General features: G+C 42.4%; 29 protein-coding genes. 9 read left to right on the plus strand and 20 right to left on the minus strand.

The features are described 5' to 3' along the window. Positions 1-36: 36 nt before the first annotated feature. From ypmT to ilvA, 6 genes are all read right to left on the minus strand, one after another. Positions 37-231 (minus strand): protein YpmT, encoded by a 195-nt coding sequence (gene ypmT / locus NYE43_RS10800; protein ID WP_188323068.1) that lies wholly within the window; start codon positions 229-231, stop codon positions 37-39. An 11-nt stretch (positions 232-242) separates the two neighbouring features. Then, positions 243-806 carry a YpmS family protein gene (locus NYE43_RS10805; protein ID WP_069487337.1) on the minus strand — a complete coding sequence of 188 codons (564 nt, stop codon included), beginning with the start codon at positions 804-806 and terminating at the stop codon, positions 243-245. A 9-nt stretch (positions 807-815) separates the two neighbouring features. Continuing rightward, a complete protein-coding gene (locus NYE43_RS10810) occupies positions 816-1,583 on the minus strand; it encodes an SGNH/GDSL hydrolase family protein (protein WP_095713132.1) in 768 nt (255 codons plus the stop codon). A gap of 77 nt (positions 1,584-1,660) precedes the next feature. Next, positions 1,661-2,242, minus strand: a complete 582-nt coding sequence (locus NYE43_RS10815) for an SCO family protein (RefSeq protein ID WP_024121784.1) — start codon at positions 2,240-2,242, stop codon at positions 1,661-1,663. A 157-nt stretch (positions 2,243-2,399) separates the two neighbouring features. Further along, complete coding sequence (locus NYE43_RS10820) at positions 2,400-2,651, minus strand: DUF2535 family protein (RefSeq protein WP_326323918.1); 252 nt, start codon at positions 2,649-2,651, stop codon at positions 2,400-2,402. Positions 2,652-2,741: 90 nt separating this feature from the next. Beyond that, complete coding sequence (ilvA, locus tag NYE43_RS10825) at positions 2,742-4,010, minus strand: threonine ammonia-lyase IlvA (protein WP_095713134.1); 1,269 nt, start codon at positions 4,008-4,010, stop codon at positions 2,742-2,744. A gap of 250 nt (positions 4,011-4,260) precedes the next feature. Here ilvA and NYE43_RS10830 point away from each other — a divergent pair, with 250 nt between their 5' ends. Next, complete coding sequence (locus NYE43_RS10830; RefSeq protein WP_213417684.1) at positions 4,261-5,265, plus strand: sigma 54-interacting transcriptional regulator; 1,005 nt, start codon at positions 4,261-4,263, stop codon at positions 5,263-5,265. Between the two features lie 23 nt (positions 5,266-5,288). Next, positions 5,289-5,930 (plus strand): PAQR family membrane homeostasis protein TrhA, encoded by a 642-nt coding sequence (gene trhA, locus NYE43_RS10835; RefSeq protein WP_216394078.1) that lies wholly within the window; start codon positions 5,289-5,291, stop codon positions 5,928-5,930. Between the two features lie 32 nt (positions 5,931-5,962). Here the strand turns inward: trhA and NYE43_RS10840 are convergent, their stop codons facing one another. From NYE43_RS10840 to NYE43_RS10890, 11 genes are all read right to left on the minus strand, one after another. Then, complete coding sequence (locus NYE43_RS10840) at positions 5,963-6,583, minus strand: hypothetical protein (RefSeq protein ID WP_103671792.1); 621 nt, start codon at positions 6,581-6,583, stop codon at positions 5,963-5,965. Further along, positions 6,584-7,093: a dihydrofolate reductase DfrA gene (gene dfrA / locus NYE43_RS10845; RefSeq protein WP_216394077.1), complete on the minus strand. Its 510-nt coding sequence runs from the start codon at positions 7,091-7,093 to the stop codon at positions 6,584-6,586. Further along, positions 7,090-7,884 (minus strand): thymidylate synthase, encoded by a 795-nt coding sequence (locus tag NYE43_RS10850; protein WP_044155467.1) that lies wholly within the window; start codon positions 7,882-7,884, stop codon positions 7,090-7,092. Before NYE43_RS10850 ends, dfrA begins: the two co-directional genes overlap by 4 nt. A gap of 84 nt (positions 7,885-7,968) precedes the next feature. Further along, positions 7,969-8,502 (minus strand): phosphatidylglycerophosphatase A family protein, encoded by a 534-nt coding sequence (locus tag NYE43_RS10855; protein WP_003230797.1) that lies wholly within the window; start codon positions 8,500-8,502, stop codon positions 7,969-7,971. Between the two features lie 17 nt (positions 8,503-8,519). Continuing rightward, positions 8,520-9,134 carry a YpjP family protein gene (locus tag NYE43_RS10860; RefSeq protein ID WP_105991762.1) on the minus strand — a complete coding sequence of 205 codons (615 nt, stop codon included), beginning with the start codon at positions 9,132-9,134 and terminating at the stop codon, positions 8,520-8,522. Positions 9,135-9,393: 259 nt separating this feature from the next. Next, the gene (locus NYE43_RS10865) at positions 9,394-10,179 is read right to left on the minus strand and encodes a class I SAM-dependent methyltransferase (protein WP_188323073.1); all 786 of its coding nucleotides are present in this window, start codon (positions 10,177-10,179) and stop codon (positions 9,394-9,396) included. A gap of 39 nt (positions 10,180-10,218) precedes the next feature. Continuing rightward, positions 10,219-10,653 carry a bacilliredoxin BrxA gene (gene brxA, locus NYE43_RS10870; protein WP_024121794.1) on the minus strand — a complete coding sequence of 145 codons (435 nt, stop codon included), beginning with the start codon at positions 10,651-10,653 and terminating at the stop codon, positions 10,219-10,221. Positions 10,654-10,758: 105 nt separating this feature from the next. Further along, a complete protein-coding gene (gene ilvD, locus NYE43_RS10875; RefSeq protein ID WP_024121795.1) occupies positions 10,759-12,435 on the minus strand; it encodes a dihydroxy-acid dehydratase in 1,677 nt (558 codons plus the stop codon). Positions 12,436-12,727: 292 nt separating this feature from the next. After that, positions 12,728-13,858: a conserved virulence factor C family protein gene (locus NYE43_RS10880; protein ID WP_341061851.1), complete on the minus strand. Its 1,131-nt coding sequence runs from the start codon at positions 13,856-13,858 to the stop codon at positions 12,728-12,730. A gap of 59 nt (positions 13,859-13,917) precedes the next feature. Next, positions 13,918-14,523 (minus strand): HD domain-containing protein, encoded by a 606-nt coding sequence (locus NYE43_RS10885; protein WP_341062728.1) that lies wholly within the window; start codon positions 14,521-14,523, stop codon positions 13,918-13,920. A 31-nt stretch (positions 14,524-14,554) separates the two neighbouring features. Then, entirely contained in the window at positions 14,555-15,037 is a 483-nt protein-coding gene (locus NYE43_RS10890; RefSeq protein ID WP_024121798.1) for a glutathione peroxidase, read from the minus strand. Between the two features lie 353 nt (positions 15,038-15,390). On the opposite strand from NYE43_RS10890, the gene metA reads away from it, so the two are divergent. The 3 genes from metA (at position 15,391) to cspD (ending at position 18,121) form a co-directional block, all read left to right on the plus strand. After that, the gene (gene metA, locus NYE43_RS10895) at positions 15,391-16,296 is read left to right on the plus strand and encodes a homoserine O-acetyltransferase MetA (RefSeq protein ID WP_024121799.1); all 906 of its coding nucleotides are present in this window, start codon (positions 15,391-15,393) and stop codon (positions 16,294-16,296) included. Positions 16,297-16,526: 230 nt separating this feature from the next. Further along, positions 16,527-17,675: a diglucosyl diacylglycerol synthase gene (locus tag NYE43_RS10900; RefSeq protein WP_095713141.1), complete on the plus strand. Its 1,149-nt coding sequence runs from the start codon at positions 16,527-16,529 to the stop codon at positions 17,673-17,675. A gap of 245 nt (positions 17,676-17,920) precedes the next feature. Next, positions 17,921-18,121, plus strand: coding sequence for a cold-shock protein CspD (gene cspD / locus NYE43_RS10910; protein ID WP_003153604.1), 201 nt, complete (start codon positions 17,921-17,923; stop codon positions 18,119-18,121). Positions 18,122-18,164: 43 nt separating this feature from the next. Here the strand turns inward: cspD and degR are convergent, their stop codons facing one another. Beyond that, complete coding sequence (degR, locus tag NYE43_RS10915) at positions 18,165-18,347, minus strand: transcriptional regulator DegR (RefSeq protein ID WP_010334663.1); 183 nt, start codon at positions 18,345-18,347, stop codon at positions 18,165-18,167. Between the two features lie 156 nt (positions 18,348-18,503). Between degR and NYE43_RS10920 the strand changes: the two genes are divergently transcribed. After that, complete coding sequence (locus NYE43_RS10920) at positions 18,504-18,773, plus strand: DUF2564 family protein (protein ID WP_024121801.1); 270 nt, start codon at positions 18,504-18,506, stop codon at positions 18,771-18,773. A gap of 26 nt (positions 18,774-18,799) precedes the next feature. Here NYE43_RS10920 and NYE43_RS10925 read toward each other — a convergent pair whose 3' ends face one another. Both NYE43_RS10925 and NYE43_RS10930 read right to left on the minus strand, forming a co-directional pair. Next, complete coding sequence (locus NYE43_RS10925; RefSeq protein ID WP_024121802.1) at positions 18,800-18,982, minus strand: zinc-finger domain-containing protein; 183 nt, start codon at positions 18,980-18,982, stop codon at positions 18,800-18,802. Next, complete coding sequence (locus tag NYE43_RS10930; protein WP_341061856.1) at positions 18,975-19,655, minus strand: ribonuclease H family protein; 681 nt, start codon at positions 19,653-19,655, stop codon at positions 18,975-18,977. Before NYE43_RS10930 ends, NYE43_RS10925 begins: the two co-directional genes overlap by 8 nt. Before the next feature lie 82 nt (positions 19,656-19,737). On the opposite strand from NYE43_RS10930, the gene NYE43_RS10935 reads away from it, so the two are divergent. The 3 genes from NYE43_RS10935 to sspL are packed head-to-tail and all read left to right on the plus strand — an operon-like array spanning position 19,738 to position 20,986. Beyond that, the gene (locus NYE43_RS10935) at positions 19,738-20,427 is read left to right on the plus strand and encodes a queuosine precursor transporter (protein WP_024121804.1); all 690 of its coding nucleotides are present in this window, start codon (positions 19,738-19,740) and stop codon (positions 20,425-20,427) included. After that, positions 20,427-20,825, plus strand: coding sequence for a reverse transcriptase-like protein (locus tag NYE43_RS10940; RefSeq protein ID WP_024121805.1), 399 nt, complete (start codon positions 20,427-20,429; stop codon positions 20,823-20,825). The genes NYE43_RS10935 and NYE43_RS10940 overlap by 1 nt, the downstream gene beginning before the upstream one ends. Positions 20,826-20,857: 32 nt before the next feature. Then, positions 20,858-20,986, plus strand: coding sequence for a small, acid-soluble spore protein L (gene sspL / locus NYE43_RS10945; RefSeq protein ID WP_010334670.1), 129 nt, complete (start codon positions 20,858-20,860; stop codon positions 20,984-20,986). Positions 20,987-20,992 lie beyond the last annotated feature (6 nt).

The following is a 20,992-nucleotide window of genomic DNA, read 5'->3' on the forward strand; positions in this document are numbered from 1 at the left end:
CATGAAAAAAGAGACGGTGCAGCATGTCTCTTTTTTTCATGATTTATCGGTTTTTTTTCGGTCTTTCATGCCAAATGTAAACACCATCACACTCAAAAACAATGCGCAGTACGAAATGTTCAAGTACATTTGATCCATATCCTCAGCCGACAGATGATGATAAGCCAGCCAGCCGAAGTAAAGGGAAAACGTAAATGATAACAAACTGAAATACTGGTAAATCCGCTTCATTTCAGTCACCTCTATTGTTTAGGATGGTAATAGGAAAACTCAATTTCATCTTTTTCTAAATTAATTTTATCTGCTTTGACATACATACCGTTCGTTAATGGCATTTCAGACAAACGAACCTCAATGCTTTTATCGCCGGGATGAACATGCACAAAGGATGGAAGTTCATAGAAGCTGTCCATATAATTTAACACAAAGCTAATAGGAATACTCAATTTCCCTAAGGAAAATTTCGTTACATTCAGCTCGACATCGCCATTCTTTTTCACGGTCGGCTCAAATGCGATAAACGCGTCAATTGACGTGGAAAATGCTTTGATTTTCCCTGCCACATGGACATCGTCATCTATATCCACTTTGTAATCAAGCTGATTTGACGCTTTCTCGTTTAAATATGAGTTGACAAACGCAGCTAAGGATTCTTTTGTGCTTGTCACTTGAAATCCGTACTCGCTTTTAGAGGTATCCTCTACCTCCGCTTGCTTGCCCGGCAGCATGACCAGCGTCACAAATCCTACTGCTAATACAATATTGATGGCAAGCAATATAAAAAACAGTCGTTTCCAGTTATTCATGATTTCACCCTACTCTTTCGGTAATCCTTCTTTTTCAATTGCTTGATAGACCCGCTTCGCTATTAAGGAATAACCCGTTCCATTAGGATGAAAATCATCTTCCTCAGAAATTCGTTTACTGTCACTTTTTTGATTGAACAAGTCTTCTATATTAATGATTTTTGCATGTTTATCTTTTTTCAGCTCTTTTTTAGCAATGTTGTTCCAATCAGTGACTACCCCGTTTATTTCCTGTAATTCAGATAAAGTAAATGTAAACGGATTATACATGCTGACATAAATCAGCTCTGCGTGATTATTCAGCGCGCGGATTTCTGAAATGATTTTTTTAAAACGCTTTTCGTACGGCTTTTCCTCTTCCTGAAACGGTTCGACGGTTAATTGCAGGAAGTTTTGACGAAGGACCTTCATCAGATCATTACCGCCAATTGTTAAAAAGACATAATCTGCATCTTTTATGCCTTTTTGAACGTTTTTATCTTTTAGTTTCTCTAATAAATCTTCCGAACGATTCCCTTTGACGGCATAATTTTTAACGTCAACCTTTTTGACTTGCTCATTTGACCGGATAGAATCCGCCACCTTGCCGACATATCCCTTGCCCTCAGGATCTCCGACACCTTCTGTAAGCGAATCTCCGACAGCGGCAATGACAATGTGTTCCTTCGTTTTCAGTTCATGGGCTTTTTGTTTTCCCTCAGATGCTGTACGTATGCTCGTACATGCAGTAAGAAGCAAAATCAAACTGGCCATGAGTGCAAAAATGCGCAGTTTCAATCTTGTTGCTCCTCCCCATTCTACTAGTGGAAAGTGTATCATGTTTTAGGAGATTTGAAAATGCCTTGTCTTCGAGATTACTTGAGTTTACTAGCCGCTTTCACATCAGCGATGATGTCATCGTATGGTGTATTTTCTACTCCATTGTAATCTTTCAGCACTTTACCGTCAGGGCCTACTAAATAAAAAGAGGATTGGTGAATGACCTGGTCCTGGCCTTCAGGTTTCTTCACGATCGCTTTAAAGCTATCAAACGCAAACGTCTCGATGTCACTTTGACTGTATCCCGTTAGAAAATCCCAGTTATCAAAAGATAAAGGATAATTTGCCGCAAATTTTTTCAGCTGCTTCGGGTTATCATTCTCAGGATCAACACTAAAGGATACGATACGCACATCTATATTCTCAGCCTTTAATTTCTTTTGAAGATCTGTCATATGAGCCGTCATCGGCGGACACACGGTCTCACAATTGGTAAAAATAAAGTCTGCGAGCCAAACCTTTCCTTTTAAACTGTCTAAAGAAACATTTTTGCCATCTTGGTTTTTAAAAGTAAAAGACTCCACCTCGTAATTAAGCGGATCCTTAATCTGATGTCCTCCACAGGCACACAAAAGCAGAAAAATCAGCCCCGCCGCCAAACCTTTGATCATCTTCATGCCGTTCACCCTTTCCAGCTTAAAGCGCTTACTAAATGCCGCGCTCACCTTCTTACATCCTTTGTTTAATTCTATACGCGCAAAAAAAATTCCTGCATGCCCCTTCGTCCGCCTTCGAGCGGCATAGCAAAGGGGACACACAGGAATAAACGGCGTATCACGCGTTGTGTTTTAACACCTCTTGATGAAAAACAGCCTGATAATCAGTCCATTTCATCCGGCGCTTCATATATTGTCGGAAAGAATACACTTTTGCCCTGCTTTTTGATAAAAATACTTCTTTTAAGTAGATCTGCAAATGCTGATTTAACATAAAGAAATAATGTTCATCTTCCTTTAACACAGGTATTTCTGTCACTTTCACCTGAATCCCGTCGCTGCGTTTGAACTCTAGGCTTTTGAGTAACAAGCTATCAATCCTCATTTTTTGATTGTTTTCTTCTATTATATACAATGCCGGCCGGGCTGTCTGTCATTTTGCGCGGTTGTGCTGAAAAAATCAGATCAGCAGATGGAATAAATCTTGATCCTTATTTACCTCTAAATAATGAAACGCTTTTTTATTCATCCGTTCAATCAGCGGTCCATAGTCAGCTTTGTTTTGAAGCTCAATGCCGACCAGGGCCGGTCCGTTGCTTTTATTGTTTTTCTTCGTATACTCAAATCGCGTAATGTCATCATTCGGCCCAAGAACTTCATCAAGAAATTCACGGAGTGCCCCAGCTCTTTGCGGAAAATTGACGATAAAATAATGCTGAAGGCCTTCGAAAATCATAGACCGCTCCTTCATTTCCTGCATTCTTCCGATATCGTTATTGCCGCCGCTGACAACACATACTACGTTTTTCCCTTTAATTTCTTCCTTATATAAATCCAGTGCCGCGACAGAAAGAGCACCCGCCGGTTCAGCGACAATCGCACATTGATTATATAGTTCAAGAATGGCTGTGCATACCTTCCCTTCTGGCACGAGAAGTATGTCATCAACAACGGTTTCTAGCGCTTGAAAGGTTTCATCGCCGATTTTTTTTACAGCCGCTCCGTCCACAAATTTATCAATTTTATCTAACGTGACAACATGTCCAGCTTTGTTAGATTCAAAATAAGACGCAGCACCCGCCGGTTCAACCGCGATTACTTTGGTTTCAGGAGACACGTTTTTCATATACGTGCCGACCCCTGCAAGAAGCCCGCCTCCCCCGACACTTGCAAATAGAAAATGCGGTTCTGTATCAATATCGTTTAAAATTTCAACCGCCAGAGTTCCCTGGCCGGCCATTACATCCGGATCATCAAACGGATGGATAAAGGTGCGGTGTTCCTGCTCACAGCATTCTACTGCGTTTTTATACGCATCATCAAAAGTATCACCTGTCAAAATAATATCGATAAACCCTTTTCCGAACAGTTCAACTTGTGACACTTTTTGTCTTGGTGTTGTGGAAGGCATGAAAATCTTCCCGTGAACGCCCAGGTGTTTACACGAAAACGCTACACCTTGCGCGTGGTTTCCGGCACTTGCGCACACGACTCCATTTTTAGTCTGCTCGTCAGAGAGCTGCTTCATTTTGTTATAAGCCCCTCTGAGTTTAAAAGATCTGACTACCTGCAAGTCTTCTCGTTTCAAATAAATATTGCATTCGTATCTCTCAGAAAGTCTGTCATTCCTTTGCAGCGGTGTGTGAGTCACAACGTCCTTCACGTTTTGATGAGCCTTTAAAATGTCTTTCACTTGGATGAGAGAGTTTTCTTTAAGCAACGGTTTCATGTACAGATTCCTTTCTTGTTTTAAATCCCTATTTAATATGCCATTATAACACGAATATTCAAATAATAAGACAATTATTTTTATTTAGTAAATAAAAAAATGAATCGTATTCTAAGTTCCCCGCACCCGTGATAACATCTGCGTGACCTTTATCCAGCAGCCTAAGAAAAAAGTTTCTTAAAGATAAAAGATGTTTTCATCTGAAAGGCATGCTATAATAGAACCAATTAGAACCAAAAGGAGCCAACAAATGATTACCGCACCTCGACCTTGCACTTTTCATAATCTAATTGGAGAGCATCAACTATTTCTCGAAACAAAACGAGTCGCCATGCAGTTCGCCCTATCAGAGCTTCCTGTCCTGATCACAGGAAAGGTCGGAACAGGCAAGGATCATTTTGCACAAGCCATACACCAAGGCTCTTCAAGAAACGGCGAACCATTGATCAGTATCAATTGCAGCACCCATTCAGAAGAAAACCTTGCATACGAGCTTTTTGGCGCTGATGATGCCTTGGGTGCGTTTCAAAAAGCCGCCCGAGGTACACTTTTTCTTAATGACGTATGGAGTATGCCGGTTTCTGTACAAGCTAAGCTTCTAGAAGCACTTGACTCAGATGGGGAAAAACCGAGAATCATCTGTGCTTCTGCAATCCCGATAACAGAAGTTGCTGAAAATACATTCAGGCAGGACTTATTTTACAGGCTGCACATTTTAACGCTCACATTGCCGGTGCTGTCCGAGCGAAAAAGCGATATCCCCCTTTTGACCCAGTATTTCCTTTCGGAATCGGGGCAGCAATTGTTAATTGACCCCTCAGTCTTTCCGCTGCTTGAACAGCATCCCTTTGATGGGAATGTAAGAGAATTAAAAAACGCTGCAGATTATATGGCGGCTGTATCAAGCGGAGGAACCATTCATCCGTATGACGTGCCGCCGTATATACGGGACGGGCTAAATGAAAAAACGACGAAGAAAAAAGCGAAGCTTCTGACTTTAATGGAAAAAGCCGAGTTTCTGTTTATTTTGGAAACCATAAAAGTGTTAAATGAAAAAGGCGAACCGGCAAGCAGACGGATTATCTCTGAAAGCAGCAAAAACAGCCAAATCTCTTTAACGCCGCAGCAGGTCAGAAGCCGTCTCGATTATTTGGAGAAGAAAGAGTATGTGACAAAAAGCCGCGGACGTGCGGGCACGAAAATCACTTTAGAAGGGCTGAATTTTTTAGAAACGCTGCAAAAACAAATGATGTAGCAGCTAAAGAGAGGAGAATGTACTTGTATACAATAAAAGAAGAGATCGCCAACGCCATTACCCACGGCATCGGTGTGTTCTTATCCATACCAGCATTAGTGTTTCTCATCATATTTTCGGCTAATTACGGGTCCGCATGGGATATCGTCAGTTTTACCATATTTGGTGTTTCCATGCTGCTGCTTTATTTGAGCTCCACCCTGCTTCACAGCATTCAGCACAAAAAGACGAAAGATATTTTGGAGATTATTGACCATAGCGCTATTTACGTGTTGATCGCCGGCACCTATACCCCTTTTCTGCTTGGACCGTTAAAAGGCACACTCGGCTTCACCCTGCTGATCATCGTTTGGGCGCTTGCCCTTGGCGGAATCGTATTCAAAATTTTCTTCGTAAAACGGTTTATCATTTTATCTACCTTGATGTATTTATTAATGGGATGGCTAATGATTATCGCGGTTAAGCCTTTATATGCTTCACTGACAGGAGCTGGATTTAGCCTTCTTTTGCTTGGCGGTCTGTTATATTCAGCCGGAACGATCTTTTATATTTGGAGAAAGATCCCCTTCCATCATGCCATTTGGCACAGCTTTGTTTTAGGCGGGAGTGCGGCGATGTTTTTCTGCGTGCTGTTCTATTGTGTGAAAGTGCCGTTTTTATCCTAATGAAAAAGCGCAGTCTCAGTGACTGCGCTTTTTTAGGCCCGTAATTGCTTCTCACTTGCCGGTATATAAGCCTTGGAAAATGACACTTCTATATCTGCTGGCTTTAAGCGTTTAACAAGCGATCCCTTCAGCAGTTCATCGGTTCCTTTCGTTTCCACCATTACAACCGGAAGGCTGCAGCGGGCTGCAAGTTCCAATGGATTGATACAGCCATCTAAAGAAAGAATCATGCTTTGGCCTTTTTCTAATTGGGTCAAAATATCTTCATATACCATGTCTGAACTGCTCTCTCGAATGACATTCATCCGTTCAAGCCATTGCCCGATAATCGGTAAACGAAACACTTTGGGATTTGTGATAAATCCGGCTGGTTCTTCAATATACCCGGCAATCAAAGCAAGTTCAGGCAATCCTAAACGAGAATGCACATACAAAACAGGACCGCTCGGTATCGGCTCTGGCTGATGAATGGTGATGACAGATCCTGAAATGCCGATACAGCCTTCCAAAAACGCCTTTGGCTGCTCGTAAACGAGCGTCATCTGTTTTTTGTATGACAGACGCGGATCCAGCATTCTTTGATTAAACAATTGTTTTATATTTTTTAACAGCATATACACAATGTAAATCACTAGACAGCTGTATCGAATCAATTAAAATCCTCCCGCTTCAGATGATACATTCTTCTTTTCATACACTAAAAATTCATAGTCATACGGATTTTTTTCGTCCTTAGTCCCTTGCTCAGAAGAAACAAGTTTCCATTTGCTCTCATCAAATTCAGGAAAGTAGCGGTCTCCATCAAACTGGTGATGAATTTTTGTCATATACAGCCTGTCCGCATAAGGGAACAGCGCCGTGTAAAGCTGTGCGCCTCCGATCACGAAGCATTCCTCAGTATCTGAGGCAATCTGGAGCACATCCTCTATTGAACTGACGACGGTACAACCGGGGAATTCTGAATCGTGTGCAGATGTCACAACAATATTTTTCCGATTCGGAAGCGGACGTCCAATTGATTCATATGTTTTTCGCCCCATGATGATTGAATGTCCTGAGGTTATTTTTTTAAAGTATGCAAGGTCATTCGGCAAATGCCACGGCAAATTATTGTCCTTCCCGATAAGCCGGTTGGCATCCATCGCGAAAATGAATGATATCATACGCTGACCGCTCCTTTAATATGCGGATGCGGATTGTAATCTTCAATGATAAAGTCTTCAAACGTAAAGCCGAAAATCGAATCAACCTCTCTGGCAAAACGAAGCTTCGGCAGCGGGCGGACATCTCTGGTCAGCTGCAAGTTAACCTGTTCAATGTGATTTTGATAAATATGAACATCGCCGAATGTATGAATAAACTCGCCCGGCTCAAGCCCTGTTACATGCGCGATCATCATCGTAAGCAGCGCATAAGAAGCTATATTAAACGGCACACCGAGGAAAACATCGGCTGAGCGCTGATAAAGCTGGCAGGACAGCTTGCCGTCAGATACATAAAATTGGAACAGGCAGTGGCATGGAGGCAAGGCCATTTTATCAATTTCACCAACATTCCATGCACTGACGATTAAACGTCTTGAGTTCGGATTTGTTTTAATATCTTCAACAAGACGTGAAATTTGATCAATGGTTTCTCCGTCAGCTCCCCGCCACGAACGCCATTGCGAACCATATACAGGTCCGAGTTCGCCGTTTTCATCGGCCCACTCATTCCAAATACGCACTCCGTTTTCCTGCAGATAGCGTACATTGGTATCACCCTTTAAAAACCAAAGCAGCTCGTGCGCAATTGATTTAAAGTGAAGTTTTTTTGTGGTCAGCATCGGGAAGCCTTCCTGTAAATTAAATCTCATTTGATAGCCGAAGGTGCTGATTGTTCCGGTTCCTGTACGGTCGCCCTTTTTTTCACCATGATCTAAAACATGTCGGCATAATTCTTTATACTGTTTCATTTTATTCATCCTTTAAAAGTAGTCTTATAGTAGTGTAACACAATAAAAAATCATTTCTGAACCCAGAAATGATTTTTTTATAAGTCAGCTGACAACAGGTTTTTCGTCCTGTTCTTTTTCTTCATCTTGCAGATCCTGATGCGTATGGGCAATTCTGCTCGCTGCTGCGGCTGCAAGTGCTGCCACAATATCATCCAAAAACGTATGGATGCCGTCAGGGCTTTCATCGAGCTCCTTAATAATTCCGATCTTCTCTTTATCCAAATAACCAAAGTTGGTCAAGCCGATCGAACCGTACACATTAACGATTGAAAGAGGGATAATTTCATCTATGCCGTACAGCGGTTCATCTGTTTCAACAAGATGCTGCAGCGGTTCAGGAAGCAGTTTCTGCTCTGCAAGCTGATCAAGCGCCAGCCCGGTTAAAACAGCATGGATAATTTCACGCTTGTTCAGTACTTTTTCTACATTCTCCATACATACACTAAGCGGGAGATTTGGATTGTATTTTTCCTGAAGTTTTTGAACAATACGCGCAATATCTTCTATCATAACGCCCCGTTTGTTCAGCATATCTTTTGTTATATCGACCATTTCATTCATTGTGTACTTTTTCATATCTAATGGCATCTCCTTTAGGCACTCATCCAGTTGGGAGGTGTGTTGCGGTCCCAATAAATGCTCCCAAGCTCATGGTGTGATTGAAATCCATCTTCTGCTGTATGATAATGAAAATTAAACCAGTAGCCGTCATGAGGAGGGTGATCTCTGCGCACATGGAACCTGAGGAGGTCTTCTCCGGTTGACCGATTAAAAACGTGAAAGATTTTCTCCGTTTTCCCCGCTGAAGGCTTGCTTGAAATCACAACATCTTGATACGCTTCGTCATCTTGTAATGTCGCTAAAAAGTCACATATGACGTTTTCGATTTTCGGCAGAATCTCTTTCCGATAGTCATCTTCAATGACCGGAGCAATTTTGCTGCCAAATTTCAAAAAGGACTGATTTTCAGCGCTGTCAAGGAGCTGTTCCTTGTACGATTGAAAAAGTAATTCGGGGTCTCGCCTGTCTTCCGATTCATAATCATCGTACAAATCATGCTCATCATAAAAAGCGGTGTAATCATTCTGCTCAAGACTGCTCGGCTGTCCTGAAGGCTTGTCTGCCATGAGAGCAGCCGGAGGAGATACAAGCCCGAACGTTACGATGGTAAATAAAACCACAAGGGTCTTTCTCATCCACAATTTCATGACTGCTTATTCCTCTCTATTTTATTGTCATGTTTCTCTTATTTTATCATAGGTCGAACTTACAAGTCATGTACTATATGAAGCTCTAAGTCAATTTAGGAGATTTGTTGCTTTGCCGCGTGTATAAAAACGCTTACAATATAATATGAAAGGAGGCCTTCCGCATGATTGACGCCTTGTTTGCAACGGTTTCACTTTTAACATTATTATACTTTGTCGTCATGGAAGTCACCGATTAGAAACAAGCCCGTGAGGTTCTTCACGGGCTTGTTTCGCTTGCGATTTGAATAACACCGTAGTGAAAAAGCGCTGTTTTTCTTTTCAATACGTTAAAACCAAATTGGTCAAAGCGCGGGCTTTTCCAATGGTCTTTGAGTACAACGCTTTTTCTGGCTGCCCGCACCGCTTCTTTGATGCAGCCGTCGGCCAATGCAGAATCCTCAGCCAGCTCTCGTAATGGCGCGATGCCATCAGACGACTCTACAGGCTCATGAAACATCGGATCAAAATAAATGACATCTACTGATTTGTCAGGCAGCTGCTTTAGATAGTCAAAGCAATCCGCATGATTCACTTGTATTCTTCTCATGGCAGCTTGAAGCTGTTCTATACCGGTTTCCCACGAATGGAGCCCCGTATTCACCAGAACGGACACAAGCTTGTTTTTTTCCAGCCCGATCACCGACCCGGTTTCACCAACGGCCATACTTGCGATAATTGCGTCGGAAGCCAGACCGAGCGTGCAATCCAAAAAAGAATCTCCCGCCGTTAAGCCGGCTGCCCGAAGCATTGGCTCTTGCTCGCCGCGCATAAACCGTTTAGCTCTGAACATCGCTGTATTCGGATGAAAAAAGAATTTACCGCCTTGTTTTGTATAAAGTTCGAACCGCTCTTTTCCAATTACGAGCAAATCACGCTCAGCTGACTTCAGCATATTTTCAACCGTTTGTTTATTTCGGTCGCAATATCGTATACCCAGCTCTTCCGAAAGCATTTTTGCGATCTTTATCGTGTGGTCAGACGGTCTATAGCTTGTTGTAATCATGATCTATACTCCAAAAGAAAATGCCCGGAAAACGGGCATTTAGCAGTGTGCATCAAAGGCGTCAGTTAAGTTTTTCATGATTTCTTCCATTTCGTGCCCTTCAATCTCATGACGCGGAATAAAATGCACGACTTCTTTGCCTTTCAAAAGAGCCATTGACGGCGAAGAAGGCTCCTGGCCTGTAAAATACTCCCGCATTTTTGCAGTGGCTTCTTTATCTTGGCCCGCAAATACTGTCACCGTATTGTCAGGTGTTTTGTCGTTCTGCAGGACTGCCTGAGTTGCCGCAGGACGCGCAAGACCAGCTGCACAGCCGCAAACAGAGTTAACGACTACGAGAGTTGTGCCCTCTGCCTTTTCCATAAAATTCTCCACTTCTTCTGCCGTTGTTAATTCTTCAAAACCGGCCCCAGTCAGCTCGCGGCGCATCGGAACGACAAGCTGGCGCATATATTCTTCATAAGCCATTGACATAAAAAAAGCCCCCTCTATTATCCTTCATCTGAAGTAAAGGATACTATAGAGAGAGCCGGATTTCAAATGTTCACATCTTAAAATAAGAGAATGTGATCATGATGTCTAGATTTTCATGATACCGCCCGTATTGGCACTTGTTACAAGTTTAGAATAACGGGCTAAATAGCCGGTTTTCACTTTTGGCTCAAAGCCTTTCCAATTCGCTTTCCGTTTTTCCCATTCTTCTTCCGGCACTTGAACGTCCAGGATGCGTTTTTCAATATCAACGATGATATGATCGCCGTTTTCAACAAAGGCAAGCGGTCCGCCTTCTGCTGCCTCTGGTGATACGTGTCCGATTGAAAGGCCTCGTGATGCTCCGGAAAAACGTCCGTCTGTAATCAGCGCTACTTTCGGACCAAGCCCCATTCCGACAATCTGTGATGTAGGTGCAAGCATTTCAGGCATACCCGGCCCGCCCTTTGGCCCTTCGTAACGAATGATGACGACATCGCCTTCTTTTACTTTCCGGTTGATAATGCCGTCTAGCGCCTCATCCTGAGAGTCGAATACGACAGCCGGCCCTTCGTGTCTCGTAATTCCGTTCTGTACGCCGCCGGTTTTGATGATAGCGCCGTCCGGAGCCAGATTTCCGAATAATACGGCAAGGCCGCCCTTTTCAGTGAATGGCTGATCTAACGGATGAATCACGTTATAATCCTTCACTTCATGTCCGGCAATGGTTTCTCCAAGCGTCTCACCTGTAACTGTCAGCGCGTCCAAATGAAGTGCTCCTTCTTTTTTGGAAAGCTCATTCAATGCTGCAGACACACCGCCCGCTTCATGAAGATCTTCAATAAATACATCAGATGCAGGCGCCAGCTTGGCCAAATGCGGCACGCGCTCTGCGACTTCATTGATGCGTTCTAAAGAGTATTCAACGCCAGCTTCATTTGCAAGGGCAAGCGTATGAAGTACAGTATTTGTTGAACCGCCGAGCGCCATATCAAGCGCAAACGCGTTATCAATCGCTTTTACTGTAACGATATCTCTCGGTTTGATGTCTTTGCGAATGGTTTCCATTAATTGCGCAGCTGATTTTCTGACAAACTCTTTTCGTTCCGGTGATGTCGCAAGAATGGTTCCATTACCAGGCAAAGCCAATCCAAGTGCCTCTGACAGACAGTTCATTGAGTTTGCTGTAAACATTCCCGAGCAAGATCCGCATGTCGGGCAGCCGAACTGTTCTAATTCTTGAAGTTCACTTTCGCCGATTTTTCCAGCTTGATAAGCACCGACTCCCTCAAATACTGAAGAAAGAGAGATTTTGCGGCCGTCGCTTGTTCTTCCTGCCGCCATCGGTCCTCCGCTGACAAAAATGGTCGGAATGTTGATGCGCATAGCCGCCATAAGCATTCCCGGCGTGATTTTATCACAGTTCGGAATACAGACCATTCCGTCAAACCAGTGCGCTGATACGACAGTTTCCACTGAGTCCGCGATGATCTCACGGCTCGGGAGCGAATATCTCATTCCGATATGCCCCATCGCAATTCCGTCATCTACACCGATTGTATTAAATTCAAACGGTACGCCTCCGGCTTCTCTGATTGCTTCTTTTACGATTTTCCCAAACTCCTGCAAGTGAACATGACCGGGAACGATATCAATATATGAGTTACAAACCGCAATAAACGGTTTACCAAAATCCTCTTCTTTTACACCTGCTGCGCGGAGCAAACTGCGGTGCGGTGCTCTATCGATTCCTTGTGTGATCATGTTACTGCGTAATTCTGCCATGGTGATCCTCCTAAATAGTCTCAATTGTTAGATTGAATTTTATTTTAACAATTTTCAGTTTATTTGTGGGCCGTTTTAGCTAAATCGCATGATTTCAGGCCGCCCTTTCCTCTGTTGTTTGATTCATGTTTTTATATTTATATAGCTTTCTGTCGATGGGAACCCTCCAACTATTAATATTGTTACTTACTATATATAGTTTTTGATTATTTTTCAACAATATTCGAAATAATTTTTATAAAAAGTGAATTCAAACAAAAAAGGTGCATGATCTGCACCTTCATCTTCTTTTTTATTCGCCTTTTTTTCTGCTCTCTGTCATTTGCTTCCAGACTGAACCTTTTGCCTCTTCCCCATGTTCGATTCGTTCCAGCGCCATTTTCACTTGAAGGCTGACTTCGAATTCCGGATCATCTTCAGCAGCCCGCAAAGCTTCTATTGCACTTTCATCACCGACTTCGTAAAGGAACATAGCGGCGCGCCAGCGGACCAGCTTGCTTGAGTCGCTTAACGATTTTATCATCGCAGGGATGGCTTGAGGATCGCCGATATCAGACAGGCAGTCTCCAGCCGTTCTTCTCACCGATACAGACTTATCCTCAAGCGCCTTATACAATAGAGGAAGAACATCAGGTGATTCAATCATTCCCAAATACACAACAGCCTGTCTTCTAATGGACACCTTCGGATCATCCAATGCTTTTTGCAAAACGGGGATGTCCTCTTCTTTTGGATCCATCTGCTCCAAGTGTGCGTATCGCCGCTTCCAGTCCTCATCATCCAGCATGTCAAGCGTTACTTTATAGGCTTTGCGCTGTGCTGTTTGTTTCGTTTCGCCTTTACCTTGGGCCGCTGCTTCCGTTAGCCGTTTCAGCCTTTCATCACTGTAAGCGGCCTGAAGCTCTTCTGTCACGTCATGGCCGATTTCAGTAAAATCGCCGAATCTGACGCCTTGTTCTTTCCAAGCTCGTTCAAACACAACATTTGACGCTTCAGATCTGAGTTTTAAGATCGCCTGCTGAAAACGGTCAGGAAGCCCGAAACGCTCTTCACGCTCACCATCTGTTAATTTGACTTGCATAGGAATTCCGCTGAACATCTGTACAAAAACTTTCACTTCTCCAAATGACTCCTGATCCGAGCGGTTTTCTGCACTCTCAGCGCTCTCCATTCCAAATGCCGTCCGGACTTGCGGTAAAATGTCTTTCCAGTCATATCTGGCGTTCCGTTCAACCGCAAGAAAGTCGGCAACGTGATATACCCCTTTAACTCCTTCAATATTTAGGATTTCCACGACAACAGGCGGGGCGCCTTCTGCCTGATCCGGTTTATAATTATTGCTTTTGCCCGCCGGAAGCTCTTCCGTTAAGATGACCTTCATTGTATTCGGGCTTGGCGTCGGTTCAATTGATTTTATCTTCATGATTGTCCTCCTATAGCCTATCTGTGACTTATTCTAACATAGTCGCCCCGCGCCTTCTATTACGATGTTTCAATATCAATTCCGGGAATTTCTTTTTCTAATTGACCGACAAAATGAAGCATAAATTTATGCCTCTCGTCAGCCATTTCTCTTGCGGTATCTGTATTCATCATATCTTTTAGGAGCAGCAGCTTGCTGAAAAAGTGGGTATAGGCACTCTTATCATTTCCATAAAGGCTATGTCCCTTTGCTCCCGCAAACATAAACGTCCGTGCTATACCAACTGCGCCGATTGCATCCAGCCTGTCAGCATCCTGTACGATTTTCCCCTCAAGTGAAAGCGGTTCTTTTCCGAGCTTTTCCCTGTCCCGAAAGGACATTCTAGTAATAATGTGAATAATTCTTTCAGCCTCATCTTTTCCGGCTCCTAAAGAAACCAGCCGTTCGTCCACCTCACTGACTGAAAGCCTGATTGCGTCAGGCAGCTTCACATCAATCAAATCATGAACCAAGGCTGCCGCTTCAACGACGAACAAATCCGCATTTTCCTTTTTTCCAATAGATAAAGCAAGCTCTGCAACTCTTGACACATGAAGCCAATCATGACCCGTGCTTTCCCCGCTCAGAACAGATTTGACCCATGTCCTGATTTGCTCTGTCTGCATCAGTTTTCGATCCCGCACCAAAACACCCTCTTTATTGTCCTAATAACTTCGCAATAACGTCTTCCAGTTCTTTCGGATTTGTGTTTGGTGAGTAGCGTCCGGCTATTTCTCCGTTTCTGTCCACTACAAATTTAGTGAAATTCCATTTGATTGCCTTTGTTCCAAGCATGCCTTTCGCATTGTCTGTCAAATACGCAAAAAGCGGGTGGGCATTTTTTCCGTTCACCTCGACTTTTGAAAACATGGGAAACGTCACACCGTAATTTGTTTCGCAAAATTCCTGTATGCCTTCCTCGTCGTCAGGCTCCTGATTCATAAATTGATTGCAGGGAAACCCTAAAATCTCCAGGCCCTCCGGTTGGTATGTATCATACAACTCCTGAAGCTGCTTAAATTGAGGAGTAAAACCGCATTTACTGGCTGTGTTAACAATCAACAACACCTTTCCGGCAAATGGCTGAAGTGTCATGTCTTTGCCTGTAATGGTGCGGACCCTCATATTGTATATAGACATTGAAATTCCCTCCTAATGAACCTGAGTGCTGTGATTATTTTACCTTTTTTCCTGTTTCAAAACAAAACGGAAGCTCTAGGTTTATCAATTGTACAGACATCGTGTTCAACGGATGTTCTTCCCTCATCGGATCATTTGTTTATGAACAGAAACATCTCTTGAGAAGGAGCTATTATTCTATTTATTGCATGACACCTGGAAAACTCATTACAGTGAAACCAAAAGTCATATGTTTGCGTTTATTATATAGTATTTTCTGCTGTTCCCCTTCAAACCCTTATAGATAGATTGAAAATTGGCGGGAAAATTCCTATAATGAAGAAAATTAACGGGGAAATGATGGAGGTGGCACGTTGCCTATTAATATACCTACACACCTGCCGGCAAAACAGGTGCTTGAGAGTGAACATATCTTTGTAATGGATGAAAGCAGAGCATTTCATCAGGATATCCGGCCGCAGAAAATTATTATTTTAAATTTAATGCCGAAAAAAATCCAAACGGAAACTCAGCTGCTCAGACTGCTTGGGAATTCGCCTTTGCAGGTTCATTTTACATTTTTAATCCCAAGCACTCATACACCGAAAAATACAGCAAGGGAACACCTTGATGAGTTTTATACGACATTCTCCAATATCCGTCATAAGAAATTTGACGGCATGATCATCACCGGTGCGCCGATCGAGCATTTGGCGTTTGAAGATGTTTCTTATTGGGAAGAGCTCAAAGAGATTATGGAATGGAGCAAAACGAATGTCACGTCAACCTTGCATATTTGCTGGGGTGCTCAGGCAGGTTTGTATTATCATTACGGCGTGGAAAAAACTGAAATGCCGAAAAAAATCTTTGGTGTGTTTGAACATACTGTTCTTTCCAAGCACGAAAGATTGGTAAGAGGTTTTGACGAGCTATACTACGTGCCGCATTCCCGGCATACAGATATAAATATGGAACAACTGCAAGCAGTGCCCGAGTTAAACATTCTTACTGCATCAAAGGAAGCTGGGGTTTGCTTAATTGTGTCAAAAGACGAAAAACAAGTCTTTTTAACAGGACACCCTGAATATGATACAAATACGTTACTTCAAGAGTATGAAAGAGATCTGGAACGAAACCTTTCGACTGTCGAGGCGCCGAAACATTATTTCGCAGAAGACAGCAAAGAACCTGTCAATCGCTGGAAAGCACATGCGACATTATTGTTTATGAACTGGCTTAATTATTATGTTTACCAAGAAACTCCTTATGAATGGGACTAATTTTTCTTTTTAAAGTGATACGCTGAGCAAAAAATATGATAAAATACATCTGATTCAGTATGCGTATAACAAAAATTAAAAATACTGGAATCCGAATCTTTTAAAATTAGTTTAATTTTTTCACTGCATTAATAATTCGATTATGTATTTGTGTTATGTTTATGTATAGACAATAACTCCTTACGATGCATGAAGCTTGCTTGTTGTTGATTACATTGAGGTGAATTTACTTGAATACCAATAAAAGAGTATTAATTTTGACTGCAAATTACGGAAATGGACATGTACAGGTAGCCAAAACGCTTTATGAACAATGTGTACGTCTCGGCTTTCAGCATGTAACAGTTTCTAATTTGTATCAAGAGTCAAATCCGATTGTTTCAGAGGTAACTCAGTACCTTTATTTAAAAAGCTTCTCAATCGGAAAACAGTTTTATCGTTTGTTTTATTACGGAGTTGACAAAATCTATAATAAACGTAAATTTAATATTTACTTTAAAATGGGAAATAAACGATTGGGCGAACTTGTCGATGAACATCAGCCCGACATCATTATTAATACATTTCCGATGATCGTCGTACCCGAATACAGACGGAGAACAGGAAGAGTTATTCCTACCTTCAACGTCATGACTGATTTTTGTCTTCATAAAATTTGGGTTCACGAAAATGTGGATAAATATTATGTGGCGACAGATTATGTGAAGGAAAAACTGATTGAGATCGGGACCCATCCCAGCAACGTGAAAATTACGGGAATTCCGATCAGGCCTCAATTTGAAGAATCGCTGCCGGTAGAGCCGATTTATAAAAAGTACGATCTTTCGCCTGATAAAAAAGTGCTGCTCATCATGGCTGGCGCACACGGTGTATTAAAGAACGTAAAAGAGCTGTGCGAAAACCTTGTTATGGATGATCAGGTGCAAGTGGTGGTCGTATGCGGAAAAAATACGGCTTTAAAAGAATCCTTGAGCACACTTGAAGCAGAAAACAGCGATAACTTAAAGGTTCTCGGCTATGTAGAGCGAATTGACGAGCTCTTCCGGGTCACAGATTGCATGATTACAAAACCAGGCGGTATTACTTTGACAGAAGCCACTGCTATCGGCGTGCCTGTCATTCTGTACAAACCAGTGCCCGGACAAGAAAAAGAAAATGCAAATTTCTTTGAGGACCGCGGAGCTGCCATTGTCGTGAACCGGCATGAAGAGATTCTCGAGTCTGTCACCTCCCTTCTTTCAGATGAAGATACCTTACAGCGAATGAAGAAAAACATTAAGAGTCTTCATTTGGCACACTCCTCTGAAGTGATTTTGGAGGATATTTTGAAGGAATCAGAAATGATGACGACCAAACAAAAAGCCAAGGCGCTTTCTTAACTGATGTTCTTGCAGGAGCACACGAAAAATCGTGTGCTCTTTTTATTCGCATTCATCTTTTCGTAAAAGCGGTTACATTTTTTTGAGAAACTTGCCCTTTTTTTCAAAAATAAGCAGTTTCGCAACTTGACGCGTGCTGCCAGATGGTGTATAGTTGAACCATCATTTAACAACGAAACGAAGTTAAATGATACAAAATTTTTTTTAGCACATAGGTGCTACAGTACTAGGAGGAATTAAGCAATATGCAAAACGGTAAAGTAAAATGGTTCAACAACGAAAAAGGATTCGGCTTCATTGAAGTTGAAGGCGGAGACGATGTATTTGTTCACTTCACAGCTATCGAAGGAGAAGGATACAAATCATTAGAAGAAGGACAAGAAGTTTCTTTTGAAATTGTCGAAGGTAATCGTGGACCTCAAGCTTCTAATGTTGTAAAACTCTAAACTCAATATAAGTTGACAAATAGAGGAGAGGCAAATGCCTCTCCTATTTGATTTTCATCTGAATTTCGATCGCTAAAATGTTTTGTTTGCACCTCTGCTCAATCTCTTCAATATGCTTTTCCATTGACGGCTTTCCTTTTTTCGCAATATCCGCAAGTTCTTCTAAATCATTGTATATTTCTATAAATGTTTTGTGAAGGATCGATTTTAAGTCTTTATCATCCATAGCTGTGCTCCCCTTCTCTACCAAGATACCTCAAATAGTAAAACAGACCTACTCATTCAGGTTCAATAGTTATATCGGCTTATTTTTTATTTTATTTTCTATTTTGGCACATAAATTTAAAAAAACTCTGCAAAATAGTTGCGGAGGTGTTTTTTTGTGAACTCAGAATTTCATGAAGAGGATCAGACTGGATTTACCGATAAACGGCAGCTGGAGCTAGCGGTGGAAACAGCGCAGAAAACGACCGGCGCCGCCACAAGAGGCCGAAGCTCAACATTACTCAATTCCGCATACCAAGCCATCGAGGACGCCAGGGAGCTTTCACTGTCTCAAGAACTGGCAGCTCTTGATGATCCTGAATTTGTACAGCAGCAACAACAGCTGTTAGATGCCTGCCAGCATCAGCTGGATGAATTTAAAAAATAAAACCGCAGCTTCTGCGGTTTTATTTTTTAGTGCTTGGTTAAGACATCTCCATATGATTTAAGCTTTTCCCCCACTGTACATTTATTGATACAAAATGAATGTGCGTATGTTTTGCCAAATTCCTTGCGAAACTGCTTCTTAATAAAACAGTCTTTGCAATATTCATCTTGCAGTTCTGTCAGTTCCTTATATATAGCTTTCTTATCCAATATTGTCATCTCCGTTACAGTCTAATTTCATGTGGCTTTCTACGAATTGATGAGATAGGATTTTTTTTGCGAGGCCATCAGCTTCCTGATTTTCTTTTCGCTGTATCGTTTCGTATGTCGGACTCAGCTTTAGTGACTCAAGAAGCGCTTCTATTTTATCCAGCCATTCATTATGGGAGGGATCATAGCAAGGCCAGCTGCCGTCAAGCTGGTTCAGCACAACAAGAGAGTCCCCTCTGATCGTGATTGAATTTCTGCTAGCTCCGAGCTCTCTTACTTCTCTTATCGCTTCATAAAGAGCGGCATATTCAGCTTCGTTATTGGTTTTCAGACGGAAGCTTTTATTTTTTCTTAAGCGGTGACGCGCCCCTCCCAATGAATAATAAATGACGATTCCGAGCCCGGCCAGCTGGCTTTCCTTATCGAAACTGCCGTCAAAATAAACGGTAATGTCATCAGGTTCATGCGCAAGCTCCTCAGTCAGCTTTTCTAATTCCTTTAGCGTCCAGATGCCGCCCTTCTCATCTTCGAATTCAAGTTCCTTCATATAAGGAAAACGGCCGAGTTCCCTCGCGAGCATACGCGCTTCCTGAACAGTCAGCCAGTTTTCGCCCAAAAACGAGACAGGCCCTGTCCCTTTTGCTTCTATTTTCATGTGCGGTCTGAGATTCAATATAATCACCTTACCATTCATTAGTTGCCGGGCTTGTGCTATAATCAAACCATTCTTAACCCGGAAAGGAAGCTTCTTCATTTTGTTTAATAACTCTTTTTGGATCTTTTTTGCGATCATTCATTTTATCATTGTTCTTTTATTTTATAAAGGATTTGGCAAAATGGGTTTATTTGTGTGGATCGGCTTTGCAACAGTCTGTGCCAACCTTCAAGTCGTCAAAACGGTTGAACTGTTTGGCTTAACAGCAACGCTCGGGAATGTGATGTACGGCACAATCTTTTTTGCTACAGATGTGCTGAATGAAAAATATGGGCCAGCTGAAGCGAGAAAAGCTGTATGGCTCGGGTTTTCGACTCTCCTGACACTGACTTTTGTTATGCAGGGCGTTCTGCTTTTCGAACCCGCTTCGAGCGATATTTCACAAACAGCGCTAGAAACGATTTTCGGTTTTCTCCCGAGAGTTGCTTTGGGAAGTCTGCTTGCCTTTATCTTCAGCCAAACACTGGATGTTTATGTATATTCGGCAATTAGAAGGATATTTCCTTCCGATCGGCTTCTATGGCTGAGAAACGGCGGCAGTACAGCAGTCAGCCAGCTGTTTGATACATTCATTTTTACCGGAGTCGCTTTTTTCGGCACATATCCGGCGGATGTTTGGCTTCATATTTTTATTTCTACATATTTGATTAAGTTTGCGGTATCTCTGATTTCTCTGCCATATGCTTATGCGGCGAAAAAAATGATTCCGAGTGACGAAAGGAGTACATGATGCCTACAGAAATATATGTTGACGGAGCGAGCGCCGGTAATCCAGGGCCTTCCGGCATCGGAATTTTTATCAAACATGAAGGAAAAGCAGAATCTTTCTCGATTCCAATTGGAATGCATACCAACCAGGAAGCGGAATTTCTGGCGTTAATTGAAGGCATGAAACTGTGTGCAGCACGCGGGTATCAATCGGTCTCCTTTCGAACTGATTCGGATATCGTGGAACGCGCAGCCGATCTTGAAATCGTGAAAAATAAAGCGTTTCAGTCATTTGTCGAAGAAATCATCCGATTAAAAATGGCCTTCCCTCTTTTTTTCATCAAATGGATTCCGGGAAAGCAAAACCAAAAAGCCGACCAGCTGGCAAAAGAAGCGATTCGGATGAATGATAAGAATTAGAATGGTTCATGCTATTGATGAGGTGAACAAACATGAAAAAGAAAGATAAGGGCCGGCTGACCGGCGGTGTTTCCCCGCAAGGCGATTTAGAAGGAAATACACATAATGACCCTAAAACAGAGCTTGAGGAAAGAGCTAAAAAAAGCAATACAAAACGCTAGAGAAGA

The organism is Bacillus sp. FSL R5-0434 (assembly GCF_038004745.1).
Taxonomy (GTDB): domain Bacteria; phylum Bacillota; class Bacilli; order Bacillales; family Bacillaceae; genus Bacillus; species Bacillus halotolerans.